This is a genomic window from Mycolicibacterium wolinskyi, assembly GCF_002101965.1.
Classification (GTDB): Bacteria; Actinomycetota; Actinomycetes; order Mycobacteriales; family Mycobacteriaceae; genus Mycobacterium; species Mycobacterium wolinskyi.
In genome coordinates this window covers 561,249-579,123 of record NZ_LQQA01000015.1, presented here as the reverse complement: position 1 = coordinate 579,123, position 17,875 = coordinate 561,249, and the positions used below count along the sequence as shown (strand labels likewise).

At 66.1% G+C, this 17,875-nt stretch carries 15 protein-coding genes and 2 pseudogenes; 11 read left to right on the top strand and 6 right to left on the bottom strand.

The window, feature by feature from the left end:
- Positions 1–23: 23 nt before the first annotated feature.
- The 3 genes from AWC31_RS17190 to AWC31_RS17180 are packed head-to-tail and all read right to left on the bottom strand — an operon-like array spanning position 24 to position 2,563.
- On the bottom strand, positions 24–656 hold the full coding sequence (locus AWC31_RS17190) for a vitamin K epoxide reductase family protein (protein WP_085145300.1): 633 nt from the start codon (positions 654–656) through the stop codon (positions 24–26).
- Positions 653–1,405: a thioredoxin domain-containing protein gene (locus AWC31_RS17185; RefSeq protein ID WP_085145299.1), complete on the bottom strand. Its 753-nt coding sequence runs from the start codon at positions 1,403–1,405 to the stop codon at positions 653–655. The genes AWC31_RS17190 and AWC31_RS17185 overlap by 4 nt, the downstream gene beginning before the upstream one ends.
- A gap of 33 nt (positions 1,406–1,438) precedes the next feature.
- Entirely contained in the window at positions 1,439–2,563 is a 1,125-nt protein-coding gene (locus AWC31_RS17180; RefSeq protein ID WP_207626370.1) for an alpha/beta hydrolase, read from the bottom strand.
- 13 nt (positions 2,564–2,576) lie between these two features.
- Between AWC31_RS17180 and AWC31_RS17175 the strand changes: the two genes are divergently transcribed.
- Together AWC31_RS17175 and AWC31_RS17170 are read left to right on the top strand one after the other, a co-directional pair.
- Positions 2,577–3,404, top strand: coding sequence for an aldo/keto reductase (locus AWC31_RS17175; protein ID WP_085145297.1), 828 nt, complete (start codon positions 2,577–2,579; stop codon positions 3,402–3,404).
- Between the two features lie 5 nt (positions 3,405–3,409).
- Entirely contained in the window at positions 3,410–4,261 is an 852-nt protein-coding gene (locus AWC31_RS17170; RefSeq protein ID WP_085145296.1) for an aldo/keto reductase, read from the top strand.
- Positions 4,262–4,321: 60 nt separating this feature from the next.
- On the opposite strand, the gene AWC31_RS17165 is transcribed toward AWC31_RS17170, so the two are convergent.
- The gene (locus AWC31_RS17165) at positions 4,322–4,906 is read right to left on the bottom strand and encodes a TetR/AcrR family transcriptional regulator (RefSeq protein WP_085145295.1); all 585 of its coding nucleotides are present in this window, start codon (positions 4,904–4,906) and stop codon (positions 4,322–4,324) included.
- Positions 4,907–4,960: 54 nt separating this feature from the next.
- On the opposite strand from AWC31_RS17165, the gene AWC31_RS17160 reads away from it, so the two are divergent.
- Positions 4,961–5,467, top strand: coding sequence for a GNAT family N-acetyltransferase (locus AWC31_RS17160; RefSeq protein ID WP_085145294.1), 507 nt, complete (start codon positions 4,961–4,963; stop codon positions 5,465–5,467).
- A 19-nt stretch (positions 5,468–5,486) separates the two neighbouring features.
- Here the strand turns inward: AWC31_RS17160 and AWC31_RS17155 are convergent.
- Positions 5,487–6,041: pseudogene (locus tag AWC31_RS17155) on the bottom strand (HNH endonuclease family protein); the annotation flags it as partial.
- On the opposite strand from AWC31_RS17155, the gene AWC31_RS17150 reads away from it, so the two are divergent.
- The 7 genes and pseudogenes from AWC31_RS17150 to AWC31_RS37665 all read left to right on the top strand — a co-directional run.
- Positions 5,997–7,529, top strand: coding sequence for a tyrosine-type recombinase/integrase (locus AWC31_RS17150; protein ID WP_165765978.1), 1,533 nt, complete (start codon positions 5,997–5,999; stop codon positions 7,527–7,529). The pseudogene AWC31_RS17155 and the gene AWC31_RS17150 sit on opposite strands and share 45 nt — an antisense overlap.
- The gene (locus AWC31_RS17145; RefSeq protein ID WP_085145292.1) at positions 7,522–8,274 is read left to right on the top strand and encodes a hypothetical protein; all 753 of its coding nucleotides are present in this window, start codon (positions 7,522–7,524) and stop codon (positions 8,272–8,274) included. Before AWC31_RS17150 ends, AWC31_RS17145 begins: the two co-directional genes overlap by 8 nt.
- Complete coding sequence (locus tag AWC31_RS17140) at positions 8,223–9,242, top strand: hypothetical protein (RefSeq protein ID WP_133060179.1); 1,020 nt, start codon at positions 8,223–8,225, stop codon at positions 9,240–9,242. Before AWC31_RS17145 ends, AWC31_RS17140 begins: the two co-directional genes overlap by 52 nt.
- Complete coding sequence (locus tag AWC31_RS17135; RefSeq protein ID WP_085145290.1) at positions 9,239–11,365, top strand: site-specific integrase; 2,127 nt, start codon at positions 9,239–9,241, stop codon at positions 11,363–11,365. Before AWC31_RS17140 ends, AWC31_RS17135 begins: the two co-directional genes overlap by 4 nt.
- Positions 11,362–11,805 (top strand): hypothetical protein, encoded by a 444-nt coding sequence (locus AWC31_RS17130; protein ID WP_085145289.1) that lies wholly within the window; start codon positions 11,362–11,364, stop codon positions 11,803–11,805. Before AWC31_RS17135 ends, AWC31_RS17130 begins: the two co-directional genes overlap by 4 nt.
- A 497-nt stretch (positions 11,806–12,302) precedes the next feature.
- A complete protein-coding gene (locus AWC31_RS17125) occupies positions 12,303–13,319 on the top strand; it encodes an AraC family transcriptional regulator (RefSeq protein WP_085145288.1) in 1,017 nt (338 codons plus the stop codon).
- 197 nt (positions 13,320–13,516) lie between these two features.
- Positions 13,517–13,723 (top strand): annotated as a pseudogene (locus AWC31_RS37665) (hypothetical protein); the annotation flags it as partial.
- Positions 13,724–13,988: 265 nt separating this feature from the next.
- Here AWC31_RS37665 and AWC31_RS17115 read toward each other — a convergent pair.
- Positions 13,989–14,285 (bottom strand): putative quinol monooxygenase, encoded by a 297-nt coding sequence (locus AWC31_RS17115; RefSeq protein ID WP_085145287.1) that lies wholly within the window; start codon positions 14,283–14,285, stop codon positions 13,989–13,991.
- 383 nt (positions 14,286–14,668) lie between these two features.
- On the opposite strand from AWC31_RS17115, the gene AWC31_RS37880 reads away from it, so the two are divergent.
- The gene (locus tag AWC31_RS37880; protein WP_234816886.1) at positions 14,669–17,740 is read left to right on the top strand and encodes an excinuclease ABC subunit UvrA; all 3,072 of its coding nucleotides are present in this window, start codon (positions 14,669–14,671) and stop codon (positions 17,738–17,740) included.
- The last annotated feature ends 135 nt before the right edge of the window (positions 17,741–17,875 follow it).

Here is a 17,875-nt window from a genome sequence, read left to right as displayed (position 1 = left end):
ACCGCCCAGATGTTTCCGCAGTGTTACAACAGTGTTGACCAGTAATCCCAGAACCGGACCAGGATCAGCAGTATCAGGCCCGTGAACCACAGCGCCACGAGCGACCATCGCCACTGGTAGATGCCCCGCGCGACCGCGTTGCCTGCCAGGGGACGCAGCGCGATCGAGCTCACCACGACGAGCAGCGGGATCGTCACCGCCCAGACACCCATGCAATACGGGCACAGCGCACCGATGCGATAGAGGCTCTGGAAGATCAGCCAGTGCACGAACGCGGCACCCAGCAGCGTCCCTGCGGCCAGCCCGCCCCAGTACCAGCGTGGCAGCCGCATGCCGGCGACCGCCAGCACGCCCGTCACCGTGACGAGCGTGAACGCGACGATGCCGATGAGCGGGTTGGGGAACCCGAACGCCGACGCCTGCGGGGTGACCATCACCGAACCGCACGACAGCACCGGATTGATGCTGCAGGACGGCACGTACGCCGGGTTGATCAGGATTTCGATCTTCTCGACCGTGAGCGTCAACGATGCCGCCAGGCCGATCACGCCGGCGATCAGCACCCACACCGCGCTGGCCCGCGCGACCGGCACCCCCGACGGGCGGTCGTCGGGAGTGTGCTCGGAGTCAGCTGCCGGCCGTGCGGTGACGGTCATTGCGGTGCCGGTGCCACGGCTTCGAGACCCGGCACGTCGCCGACGATCTCCTTGATCTTGTCCACCAGGGCCTGCGGCGTGGACGGCTCGTAGTCCTCACCGTTGATCCGGATGGTCGGGGTGGCGTTGATGCCCGTCGCGCCGGCCATGCCCTGGACCATCTCGACGTAGCGCCCGTTGTTGATGCAGTCGGCCACGCCGCCGGCGGCGCCGGCCTGCCGGGCGAGTTCGATCAGCCGGGCGTTGTCCGGGTAGATGCCGCTGTTCTCCTGTGGCTGAAGCTCTTTGGTGTAGAGCGCCTCATGGAAGCGACGGAATGCGTCGTTCGACTCGTCGGCGACGCAGTAGGCCGCACCACCGGCCCGCGACGAGTAGCCGTTGCCGGCGCGGTCGAGGATGCCGACCATGTAGTAGTCGGCGGCCACCGCGCCGGTGTCGATGAGCTTGCGAATGGTCGGACCGAACTGACGCTCGAAGTTGCCGCACGCGGGGCACAGGAAGTCCTCGTAGAGGCCGATCACGGCCTTCGGATCGCTCGAGCCTTCGTTTGTGATCACGTTGCTCGACGCCACCCGGACGGCTTTGCCCGCATTCGCGTCGGGCCGCTTTTCACCGGTCATCACGATGTAGAGCACCAGTGCGACGGCGAACAGCACGACGACCGAGGTCAGCCCGATTTGCACCCACAGGTTGCGCTTGCGGTCGGCTGCCTTGAGGTCGTACTTGGCGGTCTTCTTCGGTTTGGCCACGGATCAAGCGTACCGGCGACGACGACCGCCACCTCAGGCGTGGCTCAGATGAGCCCGCAGCGCCGAGATCATGGCCGCGGTCGCTTTTGCGCTGCCGCCGCCGAGTGGGAAGAAGTTGGCGAAGGCATGGATCAGCGAGCGCTCTTCTCGCAGGTCAACCAGCACCCCGGCATCTCGCATGGCATGCGCGTAACGGTTGCCTTCGTCACGCAGCGGATCGAACCCGGCCGTGATCACAAGCGCGGGCGGAAGCCCGGAGAGGTCCTCGGCCAACAGGGGCGATACCGCCGGATCCTCGGCCGTGACGTCCGCGCCATCCAGATAGTGGTCCCTGAACCAGTCCATATCGCGTTTGGTCAGGAAATAGCCGTCGGAGAACAGCGTCCGCGAACGCGTCTCGCTGGAGAAGTCGGTGACCGGGTACAGCAGCAGCTGCAGTGCCGGCAGCGGCAGTTCGTCGTCACGCGCCCACTGGGACACGACCGCGGCGAGATTGCCGCCGGCGCTGTCGCCGCCCACCACGATGTGTGTCGCGCCCAGTCCGGCGGCATGGTCGAGCGCCCACTGGTAGGCGGCATAGGCATCTTCCGCCGCCGCCGGAGCCTTGTGTTCCGGCGCGAGGCGGTAGTCGACCGAAACCACCTGGATACCGCCGTCACGGCAGATGAGCCGGCACAAGCCGTCGTGGGTGTCCATGTCGCCGATCACGAAGCCGCCCCCGTGGAAGAAGAGCAGGAGTGCGGTGACTTTCCCGGCGTCGACCGGCATGTAACGCCGCGCCGCCATCGGCCCGGCGGGGCCAGGGATGGACATGTCGCTCACGTCCACGTGAATGCTGCCCGGCATCATGGCCGCGGTCGTGCGCAACTGGGCTCGCGATACGGCCACCCCGGAAACCGGGGTGAAATCCGCCACGAGGCCGGCCAAACCGGCGGACTGCTGGGCGGCCAGCATGAACTGCAGTGTGGTGTCCAGCGTGTTGCCGTCGATGGTTACGGTGCGCCCGCCGAGCAGCAGGCGTTTACGCCGGTCCGAGATGTTCGGGATGGCGTTGAGCGTGAACTTGGTGGCGCGGCCCAGCAGCATGTCTCGGACGGTTCCGGTCCGTTCACCTGGACTTCCGACAGCGACGTCCTCGCCTGGCAGACTTCTGGTCATGGCAGCTTCCTCTGTGAATCCTCGCGTCACGCTCAACGACGGTAATTCGATACCGCAGGTCGGGTTGGGAGTTTGGCAGACGCCTGCCGAAGACACCGAACGCGCCGTCACCGCGGCCTTGCAGGCGGGCTACCGACACATCGACACCGCGGCGGCGTATCAGAACGAGACCGAAACCGGCCGCGCGATCGCCAACTCAGGTGTGCCGCGCGAGGACATCTTCCTCGTGACCAAGCTCTGGAACAGCGACCAGGGGTACGACTCCACGCTCGCGGCCTTCGACGCGAGCCTGGAGCGGCTCGGAGTCGACTACCTCGACCTTTACCTCATCCATTGGCCGATGCCTGCGAAAAACACCTTCATCGACACGTTCAAGGCATTCGCACATCTACACGACCAGCAACGTGTTCGTTCGATCGGCGTCAGCAACTTCGAGCCCGAACACCTGAACATATTGATCGACGCGACGGGCATCGTTCCCGCGGTGAACCAGATCGAACTCCACCCGCTAATGCCTCAGCAGGAACTGCGGGACGTGCACGCCAAATTGGGCATCGCGACCGAGGCGTGGAGTCCGCTCGGGCAGGGATCGTTGCTGTCCGACCCCGTGATCACGGGCATCGCCGATCGGCACGGGAAAACGCCCGCCCAGGTGCTGATTCGGTGGCATATACACCTGGGTAATATCGTCATCCCCAAGTCGGTGAACCCAGAACGGATTGTGAGCAATTTCGACGTGTTCGATTTCGATCTCAGCGAAGAGGACATGACGTCCATCGCGTCGCTGGAAAACGGAACACGTTTGGGTCCCGATCCACGAACCTTCAATTTCACAGGGTAGGTGACATGACCTCGTCCCATGGGCAGGCGGCAGCAATTCCCACCGTCACGCTCAACGACGACAACACGATGCCGGTCGTCGGCCTCGGTGTCGGCGAACTGTCCGACGCAGAGGCCGAGCGCTCGGTCTCGGCCGCGCTGGAGGCCGGCTACCGGCTGATCGACACGGCCGCCGCCTACGGCAACGAGGCAGGCGTCGGGCGCGCGATCGCCGCGTCGGGCCTCCCCCGGGACGAGATCTTCGTGACCACGAAGCTCGCCACGAGCGACCAGGGCTTCCAGTCGTCGCAGGACGCGGCCCGCGCGAGCCTCGAACGTCTCGGCCTCGATTACGTCGACCTGTACCTCATCCACTGGCCCGGCGGTGACACCAGCAAGTACGTCGACAGCTGGGGCGGCCTGATGCGGGCCAAGGAGGACGGCGTCGCCCGCTCGATCGGCGTCAGCAACTTCAGCGCCGACGACCTCTCGACGATCGTCCATCTGACGTTCTTCACTCCCGCGGTCAACCAGATCGAGTTGCACCCGCTGCTCAACCAGGCCGAGCTGCGCGCGGCCAACGCCGAACACAACATCGCCACCGAGGCGTACGGGCCGCTCGGCGTCGGCCGCCTGCTCGACAACCCCGCCGTCACGGCCGTCGCCGAGGCGCACGGCAAGACCCCGGCGCAGGTGCTCATTCGCTGGAGTGTGCAACTGGGCAACATCGTGATCCCGCGATCGGCGAATCCGGACCGCATCGCGTCGAACCTGAACGTGTTCGACTTCGAGCTGACCGAGGACGAGATGGCGTCCCTCAACGGCCTCGACGAGGGCACCCGGTTCCGGCCGGACCCGGCCACCTACACCGGCACCTAAACCGCGAGCTGACGCAAAGCACCCTAGATCAACAGGTTTGGGGTGCTTTTCGCCTGCTCGTCACACGCGAAACTGAGCCGTTTGCGCGCGCACGGCGCTCGTGACCCGGTCCCGGTCGCCGGTGGCCAGCAGGTCGAGCAGTCCCCCGCGCAGGACTGCGAGCGCCAGGGTGCGACGCGCGATCCCGTCGGCACTGGTTTTGTCTTGCGTCGGTTGGCAATTCGCGAGGACATCGAGCCAGTCCTCCACCGTGGCGCGGGCAAAGCCGCTCCATGGCCCATCCGGTTCTGAGAGCGATCGCGCGTACGCCTCGGCCCAGAGTTTCAGCAATGGCCGATGTTCGTCTGCGGCAAGCCACTTCCAGGTCTCCTCGACGGCGGCGCCAAGCCCGATGGGTTCGGTGTCACCGGTGTCCCGCAACTGGTCGAGCAGCGCCAGTTCGTCGCTGCGTGCCCGCGCGAGCAGGGCCCGCACCAGCCCGTCCTTGCTGCCGAACAGGAACAGCAGCACGCGTGGACTCGATCCGATCGCCGCGGCCAAGGGACGTAACGACATGTCGCCCAAGCCGTGGGTGAGGGCGTACCGGTAGGCGGCTTCCAACAGTTCGGTCTGCCGGGCCGAGGGGCTTGTCGCGGCGGTGGGCACGTTGGTAGCCTACCGCTACTGAAACGAGTGTTTCAGTGTTCTGGAGGTTCTTCGATGTCGCAGGCCGTCGATCAGAGACAGGTTCTCGTGCGCCGGGCCGACCGCCCCGGCGATCTGGGGTGGGTCGTGATGGCCCACGGCGAGGTCTACAACCGGCAGTTCGGCTGGAACACCGACTTCGAGAAATTGGTGGCGGCGATCGTCGCCGACTTCGCCGCGAACCACGATCCCGCACGCGAAGCAGGCTGGATTGCCGAAGTCGACGGCGTGCGGGCGGGCTGCATCTTCTGCGTCGCCGGCGATGAACCCCAGGTGGCGAAGCTGCGGATCCTGTTGGTGACCCCGGACGCTCGCGGCCTCGGACTCGGCACCCGGCTCGTCGAACAGTGCCTGCAGTTCGCGCGCGACACGGGCTATCAACGCGTGACGCTGTGGACCAACGACGTGCTGGTCGCCGCTCGAAAGATCTACGAGGCGTTCGGTTTCCGGCTTGTCGACGAGGAACGTCACCACAGTTTCGGCCACGACCTCAACGGCCAGAACTGGTTGCTCGACCTCTGAAGTCTGGCGAGCAGACGATTCAGCTCGTCGGGCACGTCCCGGCGGCTTCACGCAGCACGACCGCCGACGGCGCGTCGACCGGCAGGCGGTAACCGCGTAACACCTCGACGAACTGCACGGCGTATTGACACCAGAACGCACGATTGGGCGGCATCCAATGCGCCGGTTCCTGATCGCCCTTGTCCTGATTGGCTTCCCCGGCGACCGCGATCAGATTCGCCGGATCGTTGGCGAACCGGAGACGAAGATCGTCCGGCCAATCGCGTGCGCCCAGATCCCATGCCAATGCCAGTGGAACGATGTGATCGATCTGCACCGCCGCGCCCGTCTGGTTGCCGCGGACGAACGCGACGACAACGTTGGTGTAGGGATCGTGCAGCGTGCCGGTGGCGACCGCGTTGGGGCACCGCTTGATCGACACGAAAGTCTTGTCGGCGAGATCGCGGTTGAGGATGTCGTTGCGAGTTTCCTCAGGATTTTGGCGTGTTGTAGCGCTGTTTTGTTGCGCACTACCCATAGTGTTTGATCCGTGCAACGACCCGAGGCTGATGCGAGGGAGTGGTTGCTGACGTGGTCGGGGTCCGCTCTCCCGGACCCGGCCTTTCACCCAGTACTGGCAGAGCTCGATGACCTCGGCGAGAGAGAGCGTGCACTCGGTATCGGTCGGGATGCGCCGGTATTGATAGCTTCGGACGGCAGTTGCGATCCACGCCTTTGCGAGTTCCTCGCGTCTCCCCACTTCGCACGACTGAGCTCGTCGACGAAGAAATCGTATGCAGCCGATCTGCGAATGTGGCTGGAATATCTAGACACTCGCGGGAAAAGCTGGTCAGAGGCGTCTCCTCAAGACGTCAACACGTACTGGTTGTGGCGCTCACGGAGCGACCTCAACGAGCATTCCGTCAGCGGGTCGAAGGCCAACCGCGAACTGGCCGCCATCTCCCTGCTCTATCGATGGGCGTCGCACCGCACCAGAGGGCACATCGAGTTCAATCCCGTCGAGCGTGAATCGCTCGGTCCCGCCCGGTCGGGATCGGGCCACCGAAACGGCGTGCCGGTGCGGTCCCGCAACGTCGTCGCCGAGCGGGTCAAGTGGGTTACGCCGCGAACATTTCGCCTCTGGCGCAAAGTCGGTATCGAAGGCTACACACTCGACGACCTACGAGGTACCTCGTTCAAGGGACGAAATGCGCTGCGCAACAAAGCGATGATGGAGATGCTGTTCTCGTCCGGGCTGCGGATCACCGAAGGTGCCTCACTCTTGACACTCGAACTCCCATCCTGCGACCGACACGCCGTCGGCCTGAACGAGGCCCGTCTAGCCGCCGCGATCGCCAAGGGCCGCCACCCACGCACCTGGTATCTCTTCAACGACGCGTTGGCCATCGTCAACAGCTACATGACGACGACGAGACGAGTGTCCGTCGACCGAGCGAAACGCCACAAGCGCTACGAGAACGCCGACCGGATCCTGGTCACGGACACCCGTCTGACCGCCGACGGCATGAAACTGAAGTATTCGGGCCGATGGCGGCGCCCCGACGACATCGACATCGCCGACCGTCGGAGATTGCTCCTCGACACCGGCGACGGGCCGGAGCCCTTGTGGTTGTGGCTATCGGAAGCCGGCATGCCCCTGCCGGTGTCGGCGTGGACCGACGTCATGAGCGATGCCAATGATCGAGTGTTTGATGCGTTCAAAGAGATTCGCCCCGGCGGCGTCGTGAAACCGGGATCGCGGGCTCCGCGTCTGAGCCCGCACAGCCTGCGACATTCGTTCGCCCTCTACATGCTCATTGCGCTGCATCGCGCCATCGACGTGCAGAACGGCAGCACGGGCAGCACCGGATACCACGAAGAGCGCTACCGGATGGCCTGGGAAACCGTACGCGACCTGCTAGGCCATCGTCACGAAACCACGACCAGGGAGCGCTATCTCGCACCGTTGAACGGTGTGCGGCTCCGTTCGCTGATCGGCCGCGGCGATCTGCAACGGGCCCTTTCCGGACTGGCTGGACTCGACCCGCGCGTGCTCGACGTCGCACAGGCCGGCAATGGCTAGGCGGCTCACACGAGGTGAACTGTTACCACCCAGCGACTTCGACAGCACCAGCACCGTCGACACGGAACACCTGTCGTTCGTGGCGTCCAACGAGTCGGGCACGCGACAGGCACTGGTCAGCCTGGCCAAGCTACCCGGCACACACCAGCTGCGCCTGGAACTCATCACCGCCATGGCTTACTTGAACGGTCCACGCGGCCGATGGCGATCAGCGGAAACCGCCCTGGCCCACTACGACACGATCGCATCCTTTCTCCGCTGGCTGGAAAGCGAAGAGCCGCGACCGGACACGGTGGCAGCCATCGACGGCGGAGTGTGGAACCGATGGATTCTGCACAACGGCGGAGCGACCACCAGTGCCGGTGCCGCCCGGATCCGCAACGTGCGCAACGTACTCCGCGCCGCCGGGAACCTGTCGACATCCCTGACCGCGGCGTTGTCGCGACGCACCGGGAAACCCGAACCACGCTTGCAGATCTCCTACACGCACGAGGAGTTCCGCCAGATCCGACGAGCGGCGCGACAAGTCGTGCACCGCGCGGCACGAAGAATCGGCGCCAATAACGAGCTTCTCGCCAGCTACCGCGCCGAACAGGAACTCACTGCTCCCCAGACGCGCATCGCCCATGCCCTCGCCCAGGTCGCCGATCTCGGCATGCGGGTGTCGGAGCCGGCCTGCCGCGACCTCGGGGCGTGTCGACCACGGGGGTGTCCGCGCGGGCCGCGCAGGATCACCTCTTCCTGACACCGCACGAGGCCTGGGCGTGCGCGGTCCTGCTCACCGCCGAGGCGGGATGGAATCCGTCCGTCGTCGATGAACTCGCGGTGCCCGACAACGTCGCCGGCGTCGCCGACGGGGTGGACGTGTTCACCATCAGGATCGACAAGCCTCGACGTGGACGCTACCGCCACAGCACCACCACGGAGGTCGTCGAACCGGGCGGCGAGACCGGACGAGCACTCAAGTGGGTCATCGCCGCCACCGAACCGGCTCGCGACGTCCTGGCATCCATCGACGAGCCAACAGACCGTCTTCTCATCTACGCCCGCCACAAGGGATACACCGCCGACGACCGATTCGCGTTTGGCACCCCCAACGGCACCGTCCGGCGGCTCTCGACGTGGGCGCCGTGTGGTCCCATCTCGCTGCAACGACTGCGCCGCACCCGCCAGGTCCTCTTCGATCGCACTCCCACCCAGAACAGCCGCGACGTCCACGACGACGCCTATGTCCTCAACGACTCCGCGACCCGCGACGAATCCCGCCCCGTCATCGAGACGGGTCTGACCAACGCGCTGAGCACCGCCGAGAACTACGTGCAGCTGCGCATCGTCGCCGAGAACGCGGTGGACGAGCGCATTCGCTCGGGGAGCGCCGACACCGTCATCGCGGCCTGCACCGATTTCCAGCACCATCCCGGCACCGATGCGCTGTGCACCGACTCGTTCCTCGCCTGCCTGGGATGCGCCAACGCCGTGGCGACGCCGCGACACCTGGGCCGACTGGTCGTCCTGCACGCCGCCCTTGAGGAACTACGCAGCGCGTTGTCCGAGACGGAGTGGCGACAGCGGTGGCAGCTTCATCACCAGCGTCTCTGCGACGTGCTCGACCACCACAGCACCGACGCCGAACGCGCCCACGCCATGGCCGCCACCACCGACGCGGAACGCGAACTGGTCGGTCGACTTCTCGACGGTGAGCTGTCGGCATGACGTCGTCCGCACAACCCGAATTCGCCGCCACCCCGTATCGGCTGCCGTCGCCGGGCGACCCGTCGATCATCGCGCAGCGGGTCCACACATCCGAGGCCGCCGTGGCGGATTTCGCCGACTCGCGCTGGCCGCTGGCACCCCTGGGAGCACCGGCCGCCGTCAAACCGGGCCTGCTGACCTGGGAGCGCTTTCCCGAGCAATTGCGGGAGTCGTTTCGACGGGCCGCATGGCTGCTGATCAACACCGAGGCGCCGGAAGTCACCCTCGACAAGAGCGGCTCAAGCGGCGTGGAATGGTTCAGCGCCAGCACTATTCGCACCACCGTGATGTACGACTGGCTGACGTTCGCCCACTGGGTCGACGAACGGGGCATCGGGCGACTGAGCGATCTGACCCGCGACGACCTGGAACTGTTTGTCCGGCATCTCGGCGAGAAGTGCGTCAGCCGGGGCACGGCCGCGCGGACGTTACGCGGTCTCACACGGCTGTGGGCGCACGCACCCCACCTACCACCTGGTGACGCGCTACCCATGCCGCCCTGGGAAGACGAACCGATCTCCGACCTGCTGGGCCGGGGCGAGCGACGCGGGGAGAACACCACACGGATCATCCATCCCGCGACGATGGCACCCCTGCTGTTGTGGGCGCAGCGATTCCTCGACTTCGCCGACGACATCGCCGCAGCCACCGCGCGGTGGAACACCCGACTTGCTCGGATACCCCGATGCGAAACCCGTGCCGGGTTCGCGAAAGCTTCTCCTCTAGTACAGGATTGGCTCCGCGACGGCGTCACGTCCCTGCCGGCCCGACTACAACACGGACAGCCCTGTTGGGACGTCCAATACCTCGCCGCGATGCACGGCGACGTCCATCCCTCCGACATCTCCAACGCCCTGAAGGCATCCGGGCGCGACTTCGCACTGGACCTAGACGCCGCCAAACCGATCGACAGTCCGATCATCGCCACCATCGACGGCAGACCGTGGTGTGACCACATCGACTACGCCGACCTACCCACATTGCACAAATCCCTGTCCGCGGCCTGCCTGGTGATCATCACCTACCTAACCGGAATGCGACCACACGAAGCACTGGCGCTCAAACCCGGATGCTGCCGCGTCGAACGTGTCGACGGCACCGTGCGGTACACCGTCAGCGGACGCAAACACAAACGGGTACGACGCGACGGACGCACCGATCCCGAAGGCGCGCAACGCACATGGGCGACGATCAAGCCGGTCGCCACCGCGATCGCCACCCTGGAACGGGTCTACCCCGACGAGGACACCCTGTTCCCGATGATGCGCGACAGCAACATCATCCTCGACCCGGTGAACGCCTCCAAGAGGATCACCGCGCTGATCGACACCGCCAATCGGCTGCGCGACGATCGCCACCTCCCACAGGCCTACGCCATCCCACCCGATCCGGCGGGCGCGGTCACGCTCCGGCGCTTCCGTCGAACGTTGGCCTGGCACATCCGCCGACTGCCCCAGGGGAAGATCGCGCTGGCCGTCCAATACGGACATCTCACCGTGCGCGAAGGCGAGGGGTACGCCGGCCTCAAGAACGACGGCTTCGCCGCCCTTATGGAACGCGAGGAGCTCACCGCCATTGTCGACACGATCGAACGTACTCGCGGCGACGTCGCGTCCGGCGCGCGCATCTCAGGGGCGGCAGGGCAGCGGTTGGTCTCCGTCCTGGACGCCGCGCCCCGGTTCAGCGGAACGTTCCTCAGCACCGCAGACCTCAACCGCGTCAAGCGCGATACGCAACTGCGCGTATACGACAACCCCAAGCAGTTCCTGACCTGCCTGTTCGATCCGAACCGAGCGGCCTGCCTCCATGAGCGCACCAGCAGATCGACCGAACCGCGGCTCGATCACTGCGCGGGGCACTGTGCGAACATCGCCCGTACCGACCGCCAGGTCGCAGACATGCAGCGGGAGGTTACGCGGTTACGGCGGGAAGCCGCGAGCCCGGCAACCCCAGAGCCGTTGGCGCAGCGGATGCTGCACCGCGCCGACACATTTGCCGCGGCAGCCGCCCACCACGACGCGACCTCCGCCGAGGTAACGCTTCGCGCGACCGAACCCACCGCACTCGGGGAGCCCGCCTCATGACCCAACCCGACCCGACCGCGATCACACCCCCCGGCGACGTGACGGCGCAGCTGCTGGCCGCCATGGTGCGGGTCCTGTCGGGACGGCCGTCCACGGCTCGGGCCGGTGATCTCACCATCACCGCGGTGGCCGTCGAGTCGGGGCTCAAACGCCACTACCTGACACACAAGCACCCCGAGTTGAAGGACCTCTTCTACCAGCTACGCGACCATCATCACAACCCCGTCAAAACCGATGCTGCACAGCTGAAATCGGACATCGAGGATCTTCGGCGCCGACTCGGCGACGCTAACGACCAACGCCGCAAGTGGAAGGCCACCGCGGAGACGTTCGCCCGCGCCATCCAGGTTCTCACTCTGGAGAACGACCGGCTGCGGCAGAACCAACCGGCCGGTGCCCGCGTCACCACCATCTCGGCGCTCCCCAACCCCGCATCGTGAGGGTGACCGGTCAGTCGAATCCGCCTGCCGCCCCCGACTCGCCGCCAGGTGTCGCTGCCCTGCGCAACACCGGCCTCGTTGAGACCCCCGAGCCGCCGCCGTCGCCGCTGGTCCTCTTCGTGTGGGCATGGCTGATCAGCTCGCCCGCGAACGCCGAACCACGTGGCACCGCACCATCTTGCGTGCCGTGGACGCGGGGACACCGTCGGCATCGTCGACGACGTCCGTAGGCGGCTGCGGGCATCGCCCGCCCGAGACGAAGAAACCCGGCTACACCGTCGGGTGCTGTGGGCCCCAAGTCATCGCGTTTGCGACCGACACCCAGGGAAACGCCGAGCGGTTCTGCGCGGATGGGTTACGCTCGTGGCGGCGACAACACTCGCACCCTGGTCAGAGGCCTCGCGCACAGCCGACGGGCACCCGGACGTAGCTCCGACGCAATCCTGAACCCGACGGCGCGGCGATCGCTTAGATTCAGTGATTGAGGGAGGTGAGGAATGTCGGAGCACGATGCGGCGACCGCGTCTGATACCGCGACGTGGTCCACCCAGGCGGTGGACCCTGACGCCGCGATTGATTACTGGCGCACCGCGCGGCACAAGGCGTACGTCGACGTTGCGCCGACTCCCTATGATCCGAATTTCGCCGGTGAGATCAACTATGCCGACTACGGCGACTTTGCGCTGTCGGTCAAGCGGGCCAGCGGCGAAAAGGTTAGTCGAAGCCGCGCCCTGATATCCCGTGGTGCCGAGGATAGGGAGTACCTGTACGCGCTGTTTCAGAGCCGTGGCACGGGAGTCATTACTCAGGCGGGCCATACCGCAGAGGTTAGGCCCGGCCGGGTGGTGATTTACGCCAGCGCGCAGCCGTTCTCGCTGGATTACCGCGATCCTTACGAGCAGGTCGTCGTGCATATACCGGCCGAGCGTGCATTCGCCGATGCGGGCTTGCGGCCCAGCACGGATCTGCTGGCAGTAGAGATTCCCGTCGAGGGGGCGCTCTTGTCGGTGTCCGCTTTCTTCCGGAGTCTGGCTGCCACGCAGGCCGTCGACCCGGTGGGCGCCGGTCTGCTGGCTCCACACGCGGCGAGCCTGGCCGGTTCCTTGCTTGCCTACGCGGCGCGAACTCAGGGCGCGCTGGATCTTCCGCTGCTGCTGCAGCGCGAGCGCGTCCTGACTTACCTGCGTCACCACCTCGGCGACCCAGACCTCGATGTGGACCGGATCGCCGTCGGCTGCCACGTGTCCCGCCGCACCCTGCACCGATTATTCGAGGGCACCGGACAAACCGTGACCGCGCATCTGCGCACCCTGCGGATCGCCGCCGCCCAGCGGCTACTGACGAACCAGACGGATCTGCCCATCGAATCGATCGCCCGCGAGGTGGGGTTTTCCAACGATACGCACTTCTATCGGTCGTTTCGGGCGGTCACAGGGATCACTCCCGGGGAGTTCCGCCACCTGGCCCGGGAGGGCGCCGTGAATCTGCGGGACCGGCTCGATCCGTCGCCGTAGCTCCGTCAGCGCAGCACCACCGAGCGCAGTGCTTCGGCGGGCGTTGATCGCGTGAAGGCCTCGCAGCGTCTCGGAGGGAAATGTGCAGCGGGCCACGCCCTATCGCCGACCTGGCACGGGACGTCAGGGCTGTGGCACGAATCGTCAGTGAGACGCCGTGCATCCACAGATAACGTCGCCGGACGAGGAGATGAGTGATGGAGCCAGACAATAGAGTTCGGGTGCGCGGTGCCCGCGAGCACAATCTGTGCGATGTCGTTGTGGAGGTGCCGCGTGATGCGCTCGTCGCGTTCACCGGGGTGTCGGGTTCGGGCAAGTCATCGCTGGCCTTCGGCACGCTGTTCGCGGAGTCTCAGCGACGGTACCTGGAGTCGGTGGCGCCGTATGCGCGGCGTCTGATCGATATCTCTAGGACTCACAAGGGTTTCCGCGACGTCCACCACGACCTGTCTCGCCTCTTCCGGTCGACTGTCGTGGCTACGTTATCTGCAGGTGTTCTACGACAGAAATGATGGGCTTGACCCCCGTTTGGTAGACACAGGGTCAGGCGGCTGTGGCCTCATCAACATCCGTCCAGCAGGACCCCCTATCTCCGATGCCCACCACTCCCTGGGGAACATCAATCAATTGCGCACGCTCAAGCCTGTGACGCTTCCCCTCGGGGAGGTTTCAGAGTTTGTTGGCGAGAACGTCGAGTTTGCTGATGTCGGGTGGTGAGGCGAAGAGCTCGTCGGCTTTCTCCGCGAGGGCCTTTCCAACTGGGCCGCCAAGATGCGTCTCCCGCGCCGCCTCGTCCGGGAACGCGTCGATAATGCCGAACGTCGAAGGACCGAACCGAACCGCGAACCACGGTTTCGTCCCGGGTTCCTGCTCGACGAGCGGCAGCGCCGAAAGAAGAAATTCCTCGACGGCGCCTTCTTTGCCGGGCTTGGCCTCGAGCCGTACCAGCAATGCCTTTGTAGCCATGGTTGGTCTCCCTAATCTGCGGTAGATGACCGGAAGGGCAGAGAACCTTGCCGCAGCGGCGGAGTGTCCCTCCACTTCTCGGTAATCATTGTACCCACTGGCTGGAGGTCGCAGCGTCGTCCCGGCAGTCCAAACATTCTTCGTGGAGTAGACCTCGGGGAACGATGAACCGGGATCACTGGGCCCCACTGGCCGGCAATCGGCGCGCGTACGATCATCTCCACGCGGGTCGAGCGGGCCTGGCATCGGCTGGCATTTGTCCGGCAGGCTGAACGGGGGCGTCGACCACGAACCCGGTAGGCCGAAATGACGCGCTGAAGGTGGACAGCTCGGGCAGGTCCCAGCTGTCGAATCTGTACGGGGTTTTCACGCTTTCGTCGTTAATGTTCGACGGTCGCAGCTCGGGCGCGGTACTTCGGCTGGCCGCAGACTCGGTGCCATCACTGGGTGGATGCCACACCGATTCGACCTATCAGGTCATGAACGGGTCGTTGGTCGACGGACTCGACATTGGGCGTCGGCTGGACAGCGAGCTCGACGCGGCCGTCTCGGCGACGCTGGGCGTGGACCAGGAGATCCACCTATCGGATGGGCTGTGGAGATTCGCACTCACGCTTCGCGGGATGGAGGGCATCACCGGTGTGATCGTGGTGAGCGCGGCGCGTGCCGCGCCCGCCGACGAGCTCTTCCTGCTCAAGGTGCTCGGTCAACAGACGGCAGCCGCGATGACCATCGCCGCGCTCATCGAACGGGAACGCGAACAACGCCGCCAACTGATCGAGCTCACCGAGGAGCGCGCGCGAACGATCGAACGACTTTCTCGCACCGTGACCGAACTCAAGCTCCACGAACAGATCCACGACGCCCTGACCACAACGTCGCCCGCCGGTGGCCGCGAGGCGGGGATCGCCCGCGCGCTGCACGAGCTGACCGCCATGACGGTCGGGGTCGAGGACGTATTCGGCCACCTGCGAGCCTGGTCCGGCGGTGCCCAACCGACCAGGCACCGCCGAATCGGCGGTGCCAACCGTGAAGACGTTCTTCGGCACGCGGCGGCGAACGGGAAACCACAACGAGACGGGGACCGGCTGTTCTGCGTGGTCCGGCCGCAGACCGACATTCTCGGTGTGCTGCTCCTGCTCGACCCGAAACGTCGCGCCGACGAACTGGACATCTTCGCTTTGGAGTACGCGACCACGGTGCTCGCCATGGAGTTGTCGCATCAGCGCGCCCTCGCCGAGGCTGACCTGCGGGTGCGACGGGATCTCGTGGAGGACCTGCTGGCAGGAGCGGACGACGCAAGTGCGTACGCACGCGGCGAGGCGCTCGGCCAGGACTTGCGTTTACCGCACAGCGTGGCAGTGCTGTCGTGGAAGGACGGGATCGGCAGCGATGTCATCGCCAAGGCGGCGGGTCAATGGGCGGCCGCCACCGGATTGCGCTGTCTAACAGCGCGGCGGCCCGCCATGGCAATCCTGGTGACCGAGGACCGGCCGACGGTGCCGGTCTACGCCGGTTTCACCCCAGCCGAAACCCGGCGTGCGGTCAAGGCCGGGATGGAGCCCAGCTATCAGGGCACCTTCATCGGCGCGCGCCGCTACGTCCTCGACACGTTCGCCAACACCAAGAGCGCTGGCGTCAAGAAACGGGTCTCCCAGTTCGTTGGAAGCGGCCAGTGCCCGGCGTGTCATGGAAAGCGGCTCAAGCCCGAAGCGCTGTCGGTGACGTTCGAAGGTCTGGATATCGCCGAGCTGTCGCGGCTCACGCTGGACCAGCTCGCCGCGCTGTGCGCCACGGTGCTCAGCCCGCGGTGGAAACCGGCCGCCTCCGGCACTGCCCTGGAGCAGACGGCACGACGCGCGGCGGTCGACGGACGGGTGGCGGCCGGCGGTTCCTCGCACGCCGCGGCACCGGATGTCCGCCAGACGCCCAACATGTCGGACGAGAAACGCGCTGCCGCACAGCGATTGGTCGCCGAACTGCAGGAGCGGCTTAGGCCCCTGGTGGATCTCGGACTCGGGTACCTTGCCCTGGCGCGCAGCACGCCAACCCTTTCCGGCGGCGAGCTGCAGCGCGTGCGGCTTGCCACGCAGTTATCGTCGCAGCTGTTCGGGGTGGTCTATGTCCTCGATGAGCCGTCGGCTGGTCTGCATCCCCGCGACAGGGACGCGTTGCTCGACATCTTGGCCGGCCTCAAGCGCAGCGGTAACAGCCTCTTCGTCGTCGAGCACTCGCTGGATGTCATCGCCGCCGCGGACTGGCTGGTCGATATCGGGCCCGGTGCCGGGCTGGACGGCGGCCAGATCCTCTACAGCGGGCCACCGGCCGGGCTGGCCGACGTCACCGACTCGGTCACCCGTCGTTATCTGTTCGGCGACGAGACCCGCATCGCCCCGCGCACACCGCGAGAGCGTAGCGAGTGGCTGCAACTCGCTGGTGTACAACGCAACAATCTGCACAATCTGTCGGTATCGGTGCCGTTACGCTGCCTTACCGCGGTCACTGGCGTGTCCGGGTCGGGCAAGTCGAGCCTCGTCGCCCAGGCCCTCCCCGAGATCGTCGGTGAGCACCTCGGCCGCCCGGTGCGGTTCGACGACGCCCGCGACGACGACCTGCTCGCCGAGACCACGCAGGTCGCCTCCGGTGACGTGGTCGGCGAAACCGCCGGTATCCGCCGGGTGGTGTGCATCGATCAGAAGCCGATCGGCCGCACCCCGCGATCCAACATCGCCACCTACACCGGGCTGTTCGACCACGTGCGCCGGCTCTTCGCCGCCACCCCCAAGGCCAAGAAGCGCGGCTACAAACCCGGACGATTCTCATTCAACGTCGCTGGCGGACGATGCCCGACCTGCGAAGGCGAGGGCTGGGTGATGGTGGAACTGTTGTTCCTGCCCAGCGTCTACAGCCCTTGCCCCGACTGCCACGGAACCCGCTACAACCCGGCAACTCTCGCGATCCGCTGGCACGACAAGAACATCGCCGAGGTGCTCGAGCTCAGCGCGTCGGTGGCGCGGGAATTCTTCGACGGCGAACCCGCGGTGCTGCAAGCTCTGCGGGCGCTGTGCGATGTCGGTCTGGGCTATCTGCGGCTCGGGCAGCCGGCCACCGAACTGTCTGGTGGCGAAGCGCAGCGCGTCAAGCTCGCCGGTGAGTTGCAACGCGCCCACCGCGGCGACACGCTCTATCTGCTCGACGAGCCCACCGCGGGACTGCACCCCGCCGACACCGACCGGCTGCTGGCGCACCTGCATCGGCTTGTCGATGCCGGCAACACCGTGGTCGCCGCCGAACTCGACATGCGCGTGGTCGCCCAAGCCGATTACGTCATCGACATGGGACCTGGCGCCGGCGGCGCCGGTGGCCGCATCGTCGTCGCCGGCACCCCCGCCGAGGTGACGACCAGCGCGGACAGCGCCACCGCCCCCTACCTGGCCGCCGAATTCGCTCAGTGACGAACCCGCTGGCACGAATTGTCACAACGGTGGCGCGCGCGGTCACCGACACGATGCATGGTCGCGCATACGTTGATAGGACAGTTCGCCACCAGGCCGACTGACCGTCACATCAGCACATCAATTGTGCTGCAA

Coding starts and splice junctions, on each gene's coding strand:
- AWC31_RS17145 (WP_085145292.1), top strand. CDS start 7,522: ATGGCTAGGCGGCTCACACGAGGTGAACTGTTACCACCCAGCGACTTC.
- AWC31_RS17190 (WP_085145300.1), bottom strand. CDS start 656: ATGACCGTCACCGCACGGCCGGCAGCTGACTCCGAGCACACTCCCGAC.
- AWC31_RS17135 (WP_085145290.1), top strand. CDS start 9,239: ATGACGTCGTCCGCACAACCCGAATTCGCCGCCACCCCGTATCGGCTG.
- AWC31_RS17180 (WP_207626370.1), bottom strand. CDS start 2,563: ATGACCAGAAGTCTGCCAGGCGAGGACGTCGCTGTCGGAAGTCCAGGT.
- AWC31_RS37880 (WP_234816886.1), top strand. CDS start 14,669: ATGTTCGACGGTCGCAGCTCGGGCGCGGTACTTCGGCTGGCCGCAGAC.
- AWC31_RS17115 (WP_085145287.1), bottom strand. CDS start 14,285: ATGGCTACAAAGGCATTGCTGGTACGGCTCGAGGCCAAGCCCGGCAAA.
- AWC31_RS17160 (WP_085145294.1), top strand. CDS start 4,961: ATGTCGCAGGCCGTCGATCAGAGACAGGTTCTCGTGCGCCGGGCCGAC.
- AWC31_RS17130 (WP_085145289.1), top strand. CDS start 11,362: ATGACCCAACCCGACCCGACCGCGATCACACCCCCCGGCGACGTGACG.
- AWC31_RS17170 (WP_085145296.1), top strand. CDS start 3,410: ATGACCTCGTCCCATGGGCAGGCGGCAGCAATTCCCACCGTCACGCTC.
- AWC31_RS17125 (WP_085145288.1), top strand. CDS start 12,303: ATGTCGGAGCACGATGCGGCGACCGCGTCTGATACCGCGACGTGGTCC.